This is a genomic window from Bacteroides propionicifaciens DSM 19291 = JCM 14649 (assembly GCF_000375405.1).
Lineage (GTDB): Bacteria > Bacteroidota > Bacteroidia > Bacteroidales > Bacteroidaceae > Bacteroides_E > Bacteroides_E propionicifaciens.
This window is the reverse complement of the sequence record NZ_AQWS01000003.1, coordinates 56,892-74,973: the sequence shown is the minus strand read 5'-3', so window position 1 is coordinate 74,973 and position 18,082 is coordinate 56,892. Positions and strand designations below refer to the sequence as shown.

Sequence of the window (18,082 nt, the reverse complement as noted above, 5' to 3'; positions counted from 1 at the left end):
GTACAAAAATAGTAATAAATTCAGAATAAGATATTATCTTTGTGATATCAAATTTGGGGTATTAGCTCATCTGGCTAGAGTGCGACACTGGCAGTGTCGAGGTGATCGGTTCGAGTCCGATATACTCCACAATCTGCATTGATTATTAGTTGGCTACAACTAAGCGGGACCAAATCAGGGACTGAAATAGAATTAATTCTGTTTCAGTCCTTTTTATTTTACTACAAGTATGATGTTTTTTATTACATCATTAGCGACATTTCTACAATTTGCCTCCCACACCTTTAAACTTTTCGATAAAGGCACTTATTTTTTGGAATACCGTCTGCTTCTTAGTTAAGTATTGCGGGTTTAGTGGGCTCATTTTTGGTAATATAGCATTGAGTTCTGTACCGTTCTCGGTTGCAAACTCTCTTTTTAGTGAGGATGTGATATATCGCTTTGCTTCCTCCTCATTCAATTTCTCTTCAGCGATTAATGCTGACGCTTCGGTCTTTTGCTTTTCTTGTGCATATTCGAAGAATGATTTGATTATTTCCGCCTTTTCGTGAATGGTATCAAGATCGGTTTCGTTGATAAAATCTACTACCAAGCTCTCTTTTGCTCTGTTGCCGATGCTTGCACGAATGATACGACGTATCTCTTCGACCAAGGTTGTTTTGTCTTTCTCTTTTGTATTCTGATCGAAGATCAATTCCAGAATATAATCTAGGTTGATCTCCTGAGATTTGAGTAGGTCAATTTCGAAAACTACATCATCCCAATCGATATTGGATTCTTCTGCTTCTTTACTGCTTCTCTCATCTCTTAGCCAGTCACGAATGTCATTATAGGTCGAACGGTAATCTTGAATAGCACGTTCGGGTAGCACCTCTACCTCTCGCATGGTCGATATGTCTTCGTCCGTAACGAAATAGTTCTCCTTAAACTGCTCAACAGCCTTTGTATCGTTCGGGTCGATTTTTTGTAAAGCTTTGAGATAGGTAAATTCATCGTAGTTTTGAAGTATGTTTTCTATGCGTAGGTATTCGCCAAAGAGCTTAGAAAACTCTTTCTTATCCTTCTCTGTTGCGATTTCATCGGGGTTGGGGAACTTCTCATTTAAGTCTTTTACTACTTCAATATAACCTCTACGAGCTTCGCCTGTCATAATATCCGTAAAACCTTCAAGATACTCTTTATAGCTTTTTTCGAGCACGACATTTTTGGTATTGCTATCGCCAAACAGCGTAATCGCATCGACTGTAGCTTGCTCCAAATCTCTGAATGTAACAATGTTCCCAAAGCTTTTTGTGGCATTGTGAATTCGGTTGGTACGCGAAAATGCTTGTATCAAACCGTGATACCTAAGGTTTTTATCTACAAATAGCGTGTTGAGTGTAGGTGCATCAAAACCCGTAAGGAACATCCCCACAACAATAACCAAATCTATTTCTTGTTTCTTTACTCGATCAGATAGATCGCGATAATAATTCTGGAACTGGTTGCTATCTACTCCATAGTTCGTTTTGAACATGGTATTGTAGTCGTTGATTGCCTTGACTAAAAATTCTTTTGCACTGACATCTAGAGCTGAAGGCTCAAAGGTTTCATCAGCAATATCTCCTTTGGCATTTTGCTCTTCGTTGGCTGCATAAGAGAAGATAGTTGCAATTCGTAGTGGTTTTTCAACCCCTTTTTGGAGGTTTGTCAATTCATCGTAATAGCATTTGGCTGCATCGACACTACTTACAGCAAACATGGCATTGAAGCCCTTATTGCTGCCCTCGTTGCGGTGCGTTTTGATCTTGAAGTTTTTTAGGATGTATTGCGAAATTTCTTTGATACGAGCAGGGTGGAGGAGTGCTTTCTTATTTTCGGCTGCACTCAGTTCTTGCTCGTTTTGCTCTTCTTCTAGCTTTTTAAATTGTGGGCGGACATTATTATAGTCCACCTTAAATTTGAGCACTTTGTCATCTCGAATGGCATCTGTTAATACGTAAGAGTGCAACTCACGACCAAATACATCGGCAGTGGTTTCAGCTCCTAAAGCATTTTGAGGGAATATTGGTGTTCCTGTAAAACCAAACTGATAGTATTTTTTGAACTTCTTCTTTAGGTTCTTCTGGGCCTCGCCAAACTGAGAGCGATGTGCTTCGTCGAAGATAAAAACCACTTGTTTCTGATAAATTGCCAAATCGTTCTCACTCTTTATCAGGTTGTTTAGTTTTTGAATGGTGGTTACTATAATCTTATTGTCGTCCTTTTCGATGTTTAGCCTTAGGCCTGCGGTGCTCTCCGATCCGTTAACGCTATCGGGTGAAAAACGTTGATACTCTCTTATTGTTTGGTAGTCGAGGTCTTTACGATCGACCACAAAAAATACTTTATCAATAAAATCGAGTTGTGTAGCAAGTCGTGCTGCCTTAAAACTGGTTAAGGTTTTGCCCGACCCAGTGGTGTGCCAAATAAAACCACCACTCTCGGTGTTTGCCCATTTCTTCGATTGGTAAGCACTCTTTATCTTCCACAAAATGCGTTCGGTTGCTGCTATTTGGTAGGGGCGCATAATCAGCAACGTGTTGTTTATATCAAAAACAGAGTAGGTCAGTAAGATATTTAAGAATGTATTTTTCTGAAAAAATGTTGCGGTGAAGTCTTTGAGGTCTTTGATTAATGTGTTGTCGGCTTTTGCCCAATTCATGGTAAAGTCGAAACTGTTTTTGTTTCGTTCCACCGTATTGGCAAAATAACGACTGTCTGTGCCGTTTGAGATAACAAAGATTTGCAAGTATTTGAAGAGTGAGTTTTCACTATTAAAGCTCTCTTTGGTGTAGCGGTGTACTTGATTAAAGGCTTCACGAATGGCAACACCACGCTTTTTGAGTTCTACTTGCACCAAGGGGAGTCCATTGACTAAGATTGTTACGTCGTAGCGGTTTAGTTGAGTTCCTTTTTGCTCGAACTGCGAAATAACCTGCACTTTATTGCGTGTGATATTCCTTTTATCTACCAAATAGATGTTTTGGATATGACCATCGTCGAAAACAAAGTCGTAGATGTAGTCGTCGTGAATTTTCCTTGTTTTATCAATCAGGTTGTCGCTTGGTCTGTCTAGATATTCCTCTAAATAGCGTCTCCACTCGGCATCGGTAAATGTCATGTCATTTAGCGTTTGGAGCTGCAACCTTACGTTGGCTAGCATAGCTGCACCAGTAGTCAGGTTGGTGGGGTTTTCGTAGCCTTGGTTAACGAGGTCTTCAATGAATTCTCGTTCAAGAGCTGCTTCCGATTGATAGACTACAGCGGTTTCACGCGCGATATCTTGTTTGGCATATTCGTCGAGAACAATATAGTTGTTTGACTCGGCTATGGTTTTATATTGTGTCATCTTTCGTTGGTATTAAAGGGTGTTTTCATAGTAAGAGATAAGGTTATGCTTCTAAATTATCTTTCGGAAATGAAAGTAACATCTCACGGTAATATTCATACTGTTTTTTTCTCAATTCTATCTCCTTAGGTAGTCCTTCGCTTAGTGAGGTAGTGAGTGTGTCGAATTTATCGAGAATAGATACAATACGAGCTTGTTCCTCGAGAGAAGGAACAGGAATTAAAATTTTACTCATATCTTTAGCATTTACACGGCGAACCTTTGTTCCTGTAATAAACCGTCTTTTCTGTTTTTGGAATTGCTCTGTTTGAAAGAAATAGGCAACATATTTAGCATTTAGTTTATGAGTATAAAAACAAGCATCACTACTTATTGCAATATCTTCATTTCCTAACCATGCGACAGCTTTGCATACATCTTCATCATTTTCACTTGTAGTTGCTATAACCAAATCTCCTGATTTAGCCATTCGAGCTTTTTTAGCGAACTCTTCTGAAACAAATGTTTTAGTCTCACTAGCGTATGTTCCATAGTGGGTGTATATTTGTCCATAGTGAATACAACCAACTCCAGTTTCTGTAAAATCTTTTTTCTGCAAGCCTCCTCCACGTATGAATTTTCCAATGCTATTATCACCTAGTGCTAAATGTTTTACCTCACCATCTTCAAAACTAAGTAGTTGCTCACGATAATATTCATACTGTTTTTTACGAGCAGTAAGCTCCGCAGTAAGCTCCGCAGTAAGCTCCGCAGTAAGCTCCGTAAAACTATCAAGAATATCTACTATCTTCTGTTGAATTTCGAGGGGTGGGATGGGGATTATATAATTTTCAAGCATTGGTTTTCTAATAGAGGTAGATGTTGCTCCAACACTTTTTGATGCTATGTATTCTTTAAAGGTTTCATTCATGAAATAATATAAAAACTTTGTATCAAAACCGTCATAAACAACTTTTATTCTATAGGCACGTTGGTGTAGAGCATACTTACCATTGACATAGTGAAATATTTCACCTATTCCACCTTCACCAGGGATGATTATTGCAGTTTCATTAAATTGAAAAGTATCTGATTTTAGTATGTTTTTGGAGCGAACATAAAATGGATATTTACCATTGATGGTTTCATCTTTTCGATTCGAATTCCCTGTTCCGATCATTGCAACATCTCCAAGCCTTTTCCACTCCACATCAACCCCATCCAATAATTTATCTAGATAATTCATGCTTCAATCTCCTTTATAATCTCATCAATATCCGCACGAAGTGCATTTATCTTCTCCACTGTTTCGGCAATCTCTTCATTTAGCTCTACAATATCAATAACCTCTCGTGTATCTTCAGCTTCAACATAAGAACTAACCGAAAGGTTATAATCGTTATCTGCTATTTTGGTGTTGTCGATAGACACAGCCACATGATCCACATCCGCCTTGCTATCGAATAGCTGCATAATACTTTCGATATGCTTATCTTCGAGAATATTATTATTCGTAACCTTCTTAAAGAAATTCTCACCACTCGCATCAATAAACTGCGTCTTTGTATCAAGCTTACGCTTAGATAACACCAAGATATTTACAGCAATCGAAGTACCAAAAAATAAATTAGGAGCTAGCGAAATAACTGTCTCTACAAAGTTATTATCAATCAAGTATTTTCGGATTTTCTGCTCAGCACCCCCACGATAAAAAATGCCTGGGAAACAGACTATAGCAGCCCTTCCCTTGCTCGAAAGGTAGTTGAGGGCGTGAAGTACAAACGCAAAATCGGCTTTCGATTTTGGAGCAAGCACCCCAGCAGGAGCAAAACGCTCGTCGTTGATTAGGGTAGGATCATCGCTACCTATCCATTTTATCGAATAGGGTGGGTTCGAAACTATCGCATCGAATGGTTTATGGTCTCCTAGCTTGGGGTTCCTAAGCGTATCTCCCAACACAATATTAAACTTGTCGTAATTGATATTATGTAAAAACATATTCATACGAGCAAGGTTATAGGTCGTATGGTTGATCTCTTGTCCAAAGAAGCCCTCTTCGATAATGTGATTATCAAAATGTTTTTTGGCTTGTAGGAGCAAAGACCCCGAACCTGCCGCAGGGTCGTAGATTCTATTTACCGAAGTTTGCTTGTGCATGGCTAACTGAGCAATAAGTTTTGAAACATGCTGTGGTGTAAAAAACTCACCTCCCGATTTACCAGCATTGGCAGCGTAGTTCGAAATGAGATATTCATAAGCATCACCAAACAGGTCAATCTGATTATCCTCAAAACTTCCAAAGTTGAGCTCTTCAACACCCTTAAGCACAGCAGCCAAACGGCTGTTTTTATTTTCGACCGTATTGCCAAGTCTTGTACTGGTCGTATCGAAATCGGCAAATAAACCTTTTATATCTGGTTCGGAGGGGTAGCCATTGGCAGAACTCTCAATAGCATCGAAAACGACCTTTAAGTCGGTATTAAGATTTGGGTTTGTATTGGCACTCTTGGCTAAGTTCACAAAAAGCTGACTAGGATAGATAAAATAGCCTTTGGTCTTAATAGCATCTTCTTTTATCTCGGCAGAGATAACATCGTCAGGCAAATCAGCATAGTGGATACTATCATCACCTGCCTCAATGTAATTAGAGAAATTCTCACTAATAAAACGATAGAATAGCGTTCCCAAAACGAATTGTTTGAAGTCCCATCCGTCAACGGAGCCACGCACATCGTTGGCAATCTTCCATATCTTAGCTTGTAATTCAGCTCTTTGGCTTGTACTTGTCATTATTTAGTCTTTAAAATATTGTTTAGTTCTACTGAGGTTTGTATGAATTTGAGATACTAAGTTAACGGAAATTTTTCTTATAAATTAAAGAAAGTATCTAATCGTGCTTTTTTAAGTTAAATTCAGGCTACTCAATCCCTCCCCACAAACCACTTACTCGCTCCACCCAAACCACTAGGTGGAGCGACTCATGCAACCTACTCATTTTAATTAATAACAAAACTTATTCTAAGAGTGTCTTTTCGAACCAAAATAGGGGTGGATTGTTTCTAGAGTAAGACAAGAATCTTATAACTAAAATTATATTATAATATGACTGACAATATACTTTGGGACGCTATCGAAAACAGACGTTCCATCTATGCCATCGACGATAAAATCAGCCAATCAACTCAGGATATTAAGCAGCTCGTTGACTTTGCTGTGATGCATGTTCCTTCGGCTTTCAATAACCAAACAACACGTACTGTTTTGCTAGTGGGTGCCGAGCACCACAAACTATGGGATATGACTAAGGAGATTCTCCGCAAAATTGTACCTGCTGATAAATTTGTAGAGACTGAAGAAAAAATTGATATTTGTTTCCGTGCAGGATATGGTACCGTACTCTTTTTCATTGATGAGTCGGTAAACCAAGAGTGGCAAGCCAAATTCCCATCTTATGCCGAGAACTTCCCTGTTTGGGCACATCATTCATCGGGCATGCATCAATTTGCTGTTTGGACAATGCTCGAAGAACTAGGCTTAGGTGCAACACTTCAACACTATAATCCGCTGATTGACCAAGTCGTGCAAGAGGAGTGGAAGCTTGATAAAAACTGGCGTTTAATCGCACAAATGCCTTTTGGACGTCCTGTAGCCGCTGCAGGTCCTAAAGAATTTGTCCCAATCGAAAAACGATCACTTTTGTTTGAATAGTTATATAATTGATATCGTTGTTGAGGCTGAGCATACTATGTTGCTCAGCCTCAATTTATTTTATTACCTCTAACGAAAAAGGCGTTCTTATATAGGTATAATTCATAAAGGTTGATTATTTTTGTAAAAAACAAAGTTATATGTCACGCTATAAATCTAATCTTGTTAGTGGTCTGTTTTGGCTACTCTCCATCTGCTTAATAGTTTTTGTAGGACTTGGCTTAAAATCGGGCTTTGAGTTGCTTTATGACTACTATTGGTTGTTTCTTATTCTTTTTCTTGCTTGGTGGATTAGCCTATTTGCCAAGATGAAACAAGACAACCAGAAAAGAAAAGATAGAGTAAAAAACTTCGGTGATCGTATCCGACGGTTTAATAAGTAGAACAAAGTTTTTATATATTCAATCTTCACCTCATATAAAGCCTTAATCCATGTATAGATACACAGTTCTCTTTTTATTTCTCTTCATTTTATCCAATAATGTTAATGCCAAAGTTAAGCTCGATTCATTATTAAATGAGCTTGACAAGGTGGTGCATGACAGATCGGAATATGCAGAGCTTAAGGAGAAGGATATCTCTACACTTAAACATCAGCTTAAAATAGCAGGTTCGAATGAGCAACGCTTTACGCTACTCAAGAACTTGTTCGAGCTTTATGCCAATTATCAAACCGACTCGGCTTATGTTGTGGTAGAACAACGTATCAAACTTGCTGAGATTATAAATACACCACAAGCATTAGCCAGTGCCTATATGAATTTGGCTGAGGTCTATCGTACCACAGGGATGTATAAGGAGACCTTAGAAATTTTGAACTTGGTGCGGTCACAAAACTGGGATAGTTTTGACCCTGCCTATTTCTACCATCTTTACCATTCGCTCTATATGCTTATGGCCGATTATGCTGTGCTCAATACAGAGCGAAAAGCTTATAATAAACTTCTATTCAATTATAAAGATACCTTGTTGCAGACACTCAATCCCGATGATATGAGTTATGCTCTTGTCGAAAGCTCTTACTACACCATGTTGGGCAATTACGATAAGGCATTGGATATTGCACTTGCAGCCTATGCTAAGTTTGGGCAAGGTTCGCCGCTGATAAACTATACACTATCCGAAATTTATCATTATCTGGGGGATATAGAGAAAGAAAAATATTATCTGGCACTTTCTGCTATTGAAGACCTTAAGAGTGGAGTCAAAGAATACATCTCGCTTCACCGACTTGCCGAAATTCTTTTCGATCAAGGTGATATTAGTCGTGCTTACGACTATATGAAATGTGCCATGGAAGATGCAGTGTTTAGTAACTCACGTTTGCGTACCCTTGAGGTATCCGAAATGTTACCCCTGATAAATAAGGCGTACGATACGAAGATGCGAGAGCAACGCTCCAATCTTATATTGGTGCTTACGATAACACTGGTTCTCTTTGTTATTGTCTTAATCTCTATTTATTATATTTATAAGCAGATGAGACAGCTCTCAAAAGCTAGGAGAGAGCAGAGTCTGCTCAACGAGAGTCTGATTCAAATCAATGAAGAACTCAAGACAGTTAATCTGAAACTTTCCGAATCTGACCATGTTAAAGAGGAGTATATTAGTCATCTCTTCAATGTATGTTCTTCGTACATCAGTAAGCTCGAAGACTTTAGACTGCTTGTTAAACGTAACCTACAGACTGGGCAAGCCAAGCAATTATCTCGTATGGTTGACGATAACTCGCTAGTTGCCGATGAGCTTAGAGAGTTTTATAAGCAGTTTGACTCTATATTTTTAAAGATATACCCTTCATTTATTAAAGATTTTAATGAATTGATGACTCCTGAAGGAATTATTACACCTAAAGAAGGGGACCTCTTAACTCCCGAATTACGCATCTTTGCCTTAGTCCGATTGGGCATCAACGACAGCGTCAAAATCGCAGAATTCCTGCACTACTCACCTCAGACAATCTATAACTACCGTCTCAAAGTCCGTAACAAGGCAAAAGCATCGAAGGATGAGTTTTTAGACGAAGTAATCCGTATTGGGCAAATAAAATAGCTCATTTTACCTCCTATGAGGCTATAATAACCTTACTTTTTATTTTAATTACTTGAACATATACTGCTGATAATCAGTTGTATAATAATAGTGTGAGTTTACTTAGTATGCTTACTAGGTATAGGATGCTCTTTTTAGAACAACTAGCTTTGTTGTAAGATAAATTCAGCATGAATGGCTGACTACTCTTATTAATAAAGATGTTTTTTTAATTCTATTGTTAACTATAATACTTTTTAAAATGGTTTATATGCGTAAACATTATGGTCTAAAAGCCTGCCTCTTTTTACTAGTGGCATTCTTGACCAGTATAAATGTTCTTGCACAAAACACGTCAACTGCTGGTAAGATAAAGGTAAGTGGTGTGGTGCTCGATCAGATTGGCCCTATTGCAGGTGCCAATATAATAGTAAAAGGAACAGCAGAGGGTACAATTACCGATCACGATGGTAATTTCACTTTGATGGCTCCCAAAAATTCTACACTAGTAGTTTCTTTTATCGGTTATAAATCACAAGAAATTGTGGCAACCGAAAAGCCCTTTAAAATTAAATTAGTAGATGACACAGAGCTTCTTGATGAAGTTGTGGTTATCGGTTATGGTTCGATTAAAAAAGAAGATTTAACGGGTGCTGTAACCTCTATAAAAGCAGACGATATCAATCGTGGATCAGTAACTAACCCACAAGAACTCATCCAAGGTAAAGTATCGGGTGTATTTGTACAACCACCATCTGGTCAGCCAGGTGGAGCATCAAAACTGCGTATCCGTAGTGGTGCATCACTGAATGCTAGTAATGATCCACTTATCGTAGTGGATGGTGTTCCATTGGCAAATGATGGAGCTCCAGGTATGGCAGATGCTTTGGGTAGTATCAACCCCAATGACATTGAAACTTTTACTGTATTAAAAGATGCTTCAGCAACAGCTATTTATGGATCAAGAGCATCTAATGGTGTTATTATAATTACCACTAAAAAAGGTGGAAAGGATAAGATTAAGGTAGCTTATAATGGTACGTTTAGTATCAATGATCCTTATAAAAAAGTAAAAACGCTAAGTGCTAATCAGTTCAGAGAGGTAGCTACTACAGCTTTCAAGAATACTCCTGCTAATGAGGAAATCATCAACGATTATTTAAATATTTTCCCAGATCAAAGTACTAACTGGCAAGATAAAATATTCCGTACAGCTTTTGGTACAGATAATAACTTGAGTTTATCTGGAACAACATTTAATACTCCTTATCGTGTTTCTTTAGGTTATAACAATGAAGCAGGTACTCTGAAGAGATCTAAATATGAGAGATATACTCTAGATATGAGTGTTAATCCAAAGTTTTTTGATGATCATTTAAGTGTAAATATCAACTTAAAAGGGGTGATCAATGATAATGACTTTGTGGATGCAGGTGTTGTAGGTGGGGCTGCTTTCTTTGATCCTACCAAACCTGTTTATAATGAATCGGGTGCGTATAATGGTTACTGGAACTGGACAAAACCATCTAGCCCAAATGGTGATGGCGATGTGAACGGTGAAGTAGGCGTAAACCCTGTTCAGCTTCTTTATGATCAATTTGATAATAGTAAAACCAAACGTAGTATTGGTAATATTCAGTTTGACTATAAACTTCATCCACTACCAGAGTTGAGATTTAACCTAAACCTAGGTTATGACGTAGCTCGTGGTAAAGGAGATAAAGGTCCTCAGGTAGGTTCATATATGGCTGAAAAAGATGACTTATTTAAAGGGGTAGGTCGTAGATCTCACTGGAACAACTTCCGTAGAAATCAGCTATTGGAATTCTATACTAGTTTTGAAAAAGATTTAGATGCTATTCAGAGCCGTATCAATGCAATGATGGGTTACTCTTACCAGCATTTCTATTATGAAGATTATACTAAAAACTACTCTCCTGTAGTGGCTGGATATCCTGTAAAGCAAGATGATGCTTGGGTTCTAAATGACGCAGAAACTGAATACATACAAGAAGGTTCTTATGCTCATCCTAGTGAAAACTACTTGGTATCCTTCTATGGTCGTTTAAACTATGTATTTAAAAATAGATACCTGCTTACAGGTACTGTTCGTAGAGATGGTTCTTCTCGTTTCCATAAAGACAATCGCTGGGGTACATTTAGCTCAGTTGCAGCTGCTTGGACAATCACAGAAGAAGCCTTTATGAAGAATCAAGATATCCTTTCCAACTTAAAACTCCGTATAGGTTATGGTGCTACTGGTCAGCAAGATTTAGGTAGTGATTTCTATCCTTATTATGCAGCTTACCAAGAAAGTACCAATCAAGAATCTATGTACTTGGGTGAATATCTACTTAAACCAGGAAAATTCAATAAGGATTTGAAGTGGGAAACTACAGATACATACAACCTTGGTTTAGATTTCGGATTCCTGAATAATCGTATCAATGGTTCTTTAGAATATTACAAGAAGAAAACAAAAGACCTTTTAGGTGTTGTAAACGTTCCTGCTGGAACGAACTTTACCAACCGTCTGATAACCAATATTGGTAAGATGGAAAATAAAGGTGTTGAGTTCAACTTGAATGCAGTAGCTATTCAAACAAAAGATTTCAACTGGGATTTAGGTTTTAACTTAACATGGAATAAGAGTAAGATTACCAAACTAGTACAAGGTGATAACGCAAGCTATCCTGGTATTGAAGTAGGTGGTGGTGGTCGTGGTACTGGTTCCAATGTACAGAAGCACATGATGGGTTATGCTCCATTTACGTTCAACGTGTACCAACAAGTGTATGACGAAAAAGGTCATCCTATCGAAGGTGCTTTTGTGGATAGAAATGGCGATGGAGAAATTACCGATGCAGACCGTTACCTAACAAAGAGTCCTATGCCAAAGGTTTACTTGGGTTTCAATTCTTCATTCTCTTATAAAAACTGGGATTTAGGATTTAACTTACGTGCTAATATAGGAAACTATGCTTTTAATGATGTAGCTGCAACTAATTATTCATTAGCCAATGTATATGGTGGTCAGGGATTCCTTACTAACATCCATGAAACTGCATTGAAAACAGGTTTCACACAACCTATTTCATCTACACAAAGTAAATCTGATTACTTCTTAGAAAATGCTTCTTTCTTAAAAATGGATAATATCACTTTAGGTTACCGATTCAATGAATTCTTTGGAACAAAATTATCTGGTCGTCTGTCATTCTCCATGCAGAATGTATTTACCATAACTAACTATTCAGGTTTAGACCCAGAAAATAATGGAGTGGATGGTAATATTTGGCCTCGTCCAAGAACTTATACATTTGGTGTTAATCTTAATTTCTAAAAATCAGAACCATGAAAGTAAAAAATATAATATATAGTCTAGCTCTGTTGCTACCTTTAGCAACTGGATGTGTGAGCGATTTAGATGTATCACCACTAGACCCTAATATAAATACAGCAGATGTAGTTTACTCTAAGCCAGAGAACTATAAAAAAGGATTATTTAAAATATACTCTGTCTTGGCTATGAGTGGGCAAGATGGTTCAGGAAGCTCTGATATTGATGGGCTAGATGCTGGTAATGCTCAGTTTTACCGCTCTATGTGGAACCTTCAAGTAGGTACTACTGATGAATGTATCAACTCTTGGCCAGATCCATGGGTGCCAGAAGTGAATGAGATGAAATGGACGGCTGTAGGAAATGAATCTATAGAAGGTACTTATCAGCGAGCTATGTTTATCGTAGCCTTGGCGAATGAATATCTATCTCAAACTACAGATGGTAATATGAGCTCAAGAGGAATTGAAGAAAGCTTCTTTGAAACCGTTCATGGTTTCCGTTCAGAAGCACGTTTTATGAGAGCTTTGTCTTATTTCTATTTGATGGATATGTATGGAAATCCTCCATTCATTACCGAGTTAAATCATAGTACAGCACCCGGTCAGATTGGTAGAGAGGCTCTATTTAACTGGATTGAGGAAGAGCTTTTAGCAATAAAAAATCTTCTTCCAGAAGCTAAAACGGCCAACTATTATGGACGTGCTGATAAAGGGGTAGTCAATGCACTCCTATCAAGAATGTACTTGAATGCAGAAGTTTATACGGGTTCTGCTCGTTGGGATGATTGTATCAAAGTGAGCAAAGAACTTATCAACGATGGTAACTTTGGTTTAACAGAAGAGTATAGTCATTTATTTATGGCTGACAATAATCGTCCAGAAGTAACTAAAGAAATCATTTTCCCTATTGTCTATGAGGCTACTCGAACTCAGACTTACGGAGGTATGACTTTCTTGATCGCTGCATCAAGAGGTAATGACGAGGTTTCTGTAGAAAACTCTGGAACTAAAAATGGATGGAGTGGTAACCGTGCACTTTCTAACTTAGTAAAGAAGTTTGCTTATAAAAACCAAGATACCCCTAAGGCAGATGAAATCAATGATAAAAGGGGTATTTTCTATGATGCTAATCGTTCAATAGATATTGAAACCTCATACACAAAAACCTTTGAAACAGAAGGCTGGGCAGTATATAAATACACCAATCTAAAATCGGATGGTACTCCAGGTTCAAATGATACTCATCCCGATACCGATATTCCTTTATTCCGTTTGGCAGAAGTGTATCTCAACTATGCTGAAGCAGTGTTGCGTGGTGGTCAAGGAGGTTCCAAAACTGAAGCTCTTCGATTAGTAAATAAACTTCGTGAAAGAGGTTATGGCAGTAATCTTGGTAACATTTCGGAATCAGATCTTACTCTCAACTTTTTATTAAATGAAAGAGCTCTTGAATTATATTGGGAAGGAATTCGTAGAACAGACTTGGTTCGTTATGGATTGTTTACTTCCAATAAATATGTATGGCAGTTTAAAGGTGGAGTAAAGCAAGGTACAGGAATTGAAGAATTCCGTAATGTGTATCCTATTCCTTCAACAGACTTATCTGTAAATACTAGTTTGGAACAAAACAAAGGTTATTAATATCTAATACTGAGAAACAATGAAATTAAGAAAATATATATCTATCCTTACAGTTCTACTCGTAGGTCTCTATGGGTGTTCTGATGATTTGGATAAAGTTACATATCACCCAGGGGATGCAAAACCTAGCGAATTTGCTCCTGTAAAAGGTGATTATGATTTGGATAAAGAAGGAGCCGAAAATATCGTTGATACCTTTAAATGGGGTAAAATGGACTTTGGCTATAATGCTGCAGTTACTTATACTGTAGAAATAGACTTAGCTGGTAAGAACTTTGAAAACCCTAAAGTGGTTACTTCTACTCCAAAGTTAGAAACAGAAATCTTGAACAAGTCTTTGAATACAGCTATGGTAGAGTTGCAAAGAGTTTACGGCTTTATTCATGGTGTAGCTCAAGATATCGAGATTAGAATCAAAGGCTCTATTAGTGAATCGGCTCAGCCTGTTTTTTCCAATATACATCAAGCAAAAGTTGTATCTTACTTTACTTATCCTAAGGTATGGGTAATCGGCGACTATAATGGTTGGAACTTCTCTTTAGCACAATTCCTATTTGGATTTGATGAAGACCAAAAAGATCTTTATTCAGCTTGGATTGGCTTTGATGGCAAGGCAAGCAATGGTTTCAAGATTACGGATAGTGCAGCCTGGGGTAATGGAAACTGGGGTCTGAAAGATGAAAACAAAGACAAAGAAGTTCCAGAATTGAAATTGTTTAATGATGGAGGTTCTCAAAATATAGAAGTATATAGTAAAAACTTCTATAAGTTCTCTTTCAATAAGGCTTCGGAAACATTGGTGAAGATTGCTTCTATGGATTCATTTGGTATTGCTGGCTCTGCTGTGAAAGGAGCTGATGTTCAGTTTGCTTTTGATGGTACAGAGCAAGAGTTCTTCACAACTACTACTCTCGAAAAAGGTGAAATCTATTTCCGTGCCGATGGTAAAGATGGAGACTTAACTTATGGTAAAGGCTCTGCTGAGGGTCAGTTGGCTGCTGGAAATAAAGGCATTGCTGTTGAGGCTGGTGTTTATGTAATCAGAGTAAACATTAATGATGATAATAATTTGAATTACTCTATCGAAGAAGGAGAAGCACTTAATCCTGATAAGATTACCCCTGCTGAATTCATTGATCTAGGTGATATCACACTGAATGCATCTGCTAAAACTACGATTACATGGAGTGCTGCTGATTTTGGTGGTCAAACTCCAACAGCAGTAACCTATATCTTGCAAATGGCTCTAGATACAGAGTTTACTCAAGCAATAGACCTAGTAACTACAAAAGAATTATCGTATACTACTACTGGTACAGACTTACTAGCAAAGATTAATGAACTGAAAGCTGATGCTCAGTTGGGCGATGCTGTTAAATTGAACTGGAGAGTTGTCTCTCAGGTAATGAGTCTTGATAATGTGTTCACTTCAGAGGTAGTTACCAATCAAGTAGCAGTAAAAGAAGATCCAGCTTTCCCTGAAAATCTATATATGATTGGTGATGCATTTGGTAGCTGGGATTGGGCTAGTGAAGGTGTCGTTGAAATGATACCCGTAAATGGTCAAGAAGGTAAGTTCTGGACTATCAAATACATCAAGGCAGGTTCTCCATTCAAATGGAACTCAAAACTTGATTGGGGTGGAGACTTCGTTAACTTAGGTACATCTCATGGATTTGAAGTGAAAGATGGTAATGCTGTTGTAGCAGAAGACGGTCTTTACATGATTTTCATTGATATGGTCAACGACTTAATTAGTATCGAAGTGCCTCAAGTGCATGGTATGGGTGATGCTTTTGGTGGCTGGGATCAAGGTAAAAATCCTTTCGCTGTTGAAGGTGCTACTATGAGTGCAACTACCAAAGCTGATGGTAACCTACGTATCTATGTTACTAATACCTATGCTGAAGGTATAGACTGGTGGAGAATGGAATTAATTGTGCGTGATGGCATTATAGAATATAGAGGTAATGGAGGTGATTTTGAAGACGTTCCTGTACTTGCCAATCAAAAGGTTACCCTAGATTTCTCTAATGATACAGGTTCTGTGCAATAATTAATAATAGATAAGCTAGGCAGGTTTCTGCCTAGCTTGCTTTAAATAAAAGATACGTATGAAAAACAGATTATTACTATTCATATCTATTCTCCCATTATTACTTATCTCTTGTAATAATGACAAAGACAAAAATCCTTGGTTAGGACATAAACCAAAGCCTAGTGGTATTTACGAGGTGGATGGCAAACTCGGTGAACTAAGAGATGGTATTACTAGAATAAATGATGAAACATTAGCTTTTGTACTTTATGCACCTCAAAGAACAGAGGTAAAGCTAGTAGGAGATTTCAATGATTGGAAAGCCGATAATGCTTTTACTCTTCATAAAGAAGGAGATCGCTTTTATATTCATTTATCAGGTTTTGACTCTGCACAGCAATATGCTTGTCAGTACCTCATAGATGGAAAAATACGTATTGCTGATCCCTATGCAACTACTATTCTAGATCCCAATGATAAATACATAGATTCATCTATCTATCCCAATTTAGTGGAGTATCCAGCAGGAGCTAAGAATGAATTGGCAATGCTGGTATCAACTCAGCAAGATGATTACAACTGGAAAGTGCCAACTTTTAAGGTGAAGAATCCTCAGAATATGGTAATTTATGAATTACTGATTCGTGATTTTACCGAAAAAAGAAGCATTCAGGCTGTACAGCAGAAACTCGATTACCTGAAAACTCTAGGGGTTGATGCAATCCAACTGATGCCTTTTAATGAATTTGAAGGAAATGACAGTTGGGGATATAACCCTTCTTACTATTTTGCTACCGACAAAGCTTATGGCACACCCAAAGCCTATAAAGACTTTATAGATGAATGTCACTCCAAAGGTATAGCTGTGATTATGGATATGGTTCTGAATCATGCTTTTGATCAATGTGCTTTGGTGAAATTAGCAAAGGATGATAACGGAAATATCAATCCTACTAATCCATGGTTTAACGTAAAATCACCTAATCCCAAATACCATTGGGGACAAGATTTTAATCATGAAAGCGAAGTTACCCAAGCTTTTGTGGATAGTGTATGCTCTTATTGGATGAGCGAATACAAAGTAGATGGCTTCCGCTTCGACTTTACCAAGGGCTTTACCAATACTCCTGGTGATGGTTGGGCTTATGATGGAGCACGTATTCGCATCTTAAGTCGTATGGCAGATGAGATATGGAAACGTAAAAAAGATGCCGTTGTAATCTTTGAACATTTGACAGATAATGCTGAAGAAAAAGAATTAGCAGAACTTGATATCTACTTGTGGGGAAATATGAACCCTCCTTACAATCAAACTACTATGGGCTATGATCAAAACGATTTAAATGGAACTTCTTATATTCAAAGGGGCTTTTCAACTCCACAGCTGGTGGCTTATATGGAAAGTCATGATGAAGAACGCCTTATGTTTAAGAACTTAGCATACGGTAAAGAAGAAGGAGATTATAGCGTTAAGAATTTAGAAACAGCATTAGACCGAGTTGAGGCTGCTGCTGCTTTTTACTTCACTGTTCCTGGTCCAAAGATGATTTGGCAATTTGGAGAAAGAGGCTACGATATTGAATTAAACGATGATCGTTTAGCTCCCAAACCTCCGCATTGGGAATATATGGAAGAACCAGCTCGTCGTCATCTTTATGATAGGTATGCCGATTTTATTCAGATGCGAAAAGAGATTCCTGCTTTTACTACTAAAGACTATATCATAGATGCAGGAGAGGGATTCATTAAAAAGATTCTTCTAAAGCATGCACAAGGGAATGTATGTGCAGTATCCAATTTTGATGTGAAAGAACATTCTGTAACATTAGATTTAGACGAGGCAGGCAATTGGACGGATTACTTTAGCAATGAGGTTGTAACTACTTCTTCTCAAGTTACCATAAAGTTATTGCCGGGAGAATACAAAATATGGATTCAAAAATAAAGAAATAGTACAAGGATAAAACCAATTA

Annotated in this window: 10 protein-coding genes and 1 tRNA gene; 8 read left to right on the top strand and 3 right to left on the bottom strand. The window is 37.8% G+C overall.

All coding sequences use genetic code 11. The features are described 5' to 3' along the window. Positions 1–55: 55 nt before the first annotated feature. Positions 56–129: transfer RNA gene (locus B091_RS0101545), tRNA-Ala, on the top strand. Between the two features lie 133 nt (positions 130–262). Here the strand turns inward: B091_RS0101545 and B091_RS0101540 are convergent. From B091_RS0101540 to B091_RS0101530, 3 genes are read right to left on the bottom strand one after another with little or no spacing between them, the layout of a single operon-like run. Next, entirely contained in the window at positions 263–3,370 is a 3,108-nt protein-coding gene (locus B091_RS0101540; RefSeq protein ID WP_018108247.1) for a type I restriction endonuclease subunit R, read from the bottom strand. A 43-nt stretch (positions 3,371–3,413) separates the two neighbouring features. Continuing rightward, complete coding sequence (locus B091_RS12790) at positions 3,414–4,595, bottom strand: restriction endonuclease subunit S (protein ID WP_018108246.1); 1,182 nt, start codon at positions 4,593–4,595, stop codon at positions 3,414–3,416. Then, positions 4,592–6,139: a type I restriction-modification system subunit M gene (locus tag B091_RS0101530; RefSeq protein ID WP_018108245.1), complete on the bottom strand. Its 1,548-nt coding sequence runs from the start codon at positions 6,137–6,139 to the stop codon at positions 4,592–4,594. The genes B091_RS12790 and B091_RS0101530 overlap by 4 nt, the downstream gene beginning before the upstream one ends. Before the next feature lie 312 nt (positions 6,140–6,451). Here B091_RS0101530 and B091_RS0101525 point away from each other — a divergent pair, with 312 nt between their 5' ends. From B091_RS0101525 to B091_RS0101495, 7 genes are all read left to right on the top strand, one after another. Beyond that, positions 6,452–7,057 (top strand): nitroreductase family protein, encoded by a 606-nt coding sequence (locus B091_RS0101525; protein ID WP_018108244.1) that lies wholly within the window; start codon positions 6,452–6,454, stop codon positions 7,055–7,057. A gap of 140 nt (positions 7,058–7,197) precedes the next feature. Beyond that, on the top strand, positions 7,198–7,440 hold the full coding sequence (locus B091_RS0101520; RefSeq protein WP_018108243.1) for a hypothetical protein: 243 nt from the start codon (positions 7,198–7,200) through the stop codon (positions 7,438–7,440). A gap of 49 nt (positions 7,441–7,489) precedes the next feature. Continuing rightward, positions 7,490–9,109, top strand: a complete 1,620-nt coding sequence (locus tag B091_RS0101515) for a DUF6377 domain-containing protein (protein WP_018108242.1) — start codon at positions 7,490–7,492, stop codon at positions 9,107–9,109. A gap of 241 nt (positions 9,110–9,350) precedes the next feature. Beyond that, positions 9,351–12,431, top strand: a complete 3,081-nt coding sequence (locus tag B091_RS0101510; RefSeq protein ID WP_018108241.1) for a SusC/RagA family TonB-linked outer membrane protein — start codon at positions 9,351–9,353, stop codon at positions 12,429–12,431. An 11-nt stretch (positions 12,432–12,442) separates the two neighbouring features. Then, on the top strand, positions 12,443–14,071 hold the full coding sequence (locus B091_RS0101505; protein ID WP_018108240.1) for a RagB/SusD family nutrient uptake outer membrane protein: 1,629 nt from the start codon (positions 12,443–12,445) through the stop codon (positions 14,069–14,071). 19 nt (positions 14,072–14,090) lie between these two features. Further along, positions 14,091–16,127, top strand: coding sequence for a SusE domain-containing protein (locus tag B091_RS0101500; protein ID WP_018108239.1), 2,037 nt, complete (start codon positions 14,091–14,093; stop codon positions 16,125–16,127). 58 nt (positions 16,128–16,185) lie between these two features. Next, positions 16,186–18,054, top strand: coding sequence for an alpha-amylase family glycosyl hydrolase (locus tag B091_RS0101495; RefSeq protein WP_018108238.1), 1,869 nt, complete (start codon positions 16,186–16,188; stop codon positions 18,052–18,054). Positions 18,055–18,082 lie beyond the last annotated feature (28 nt).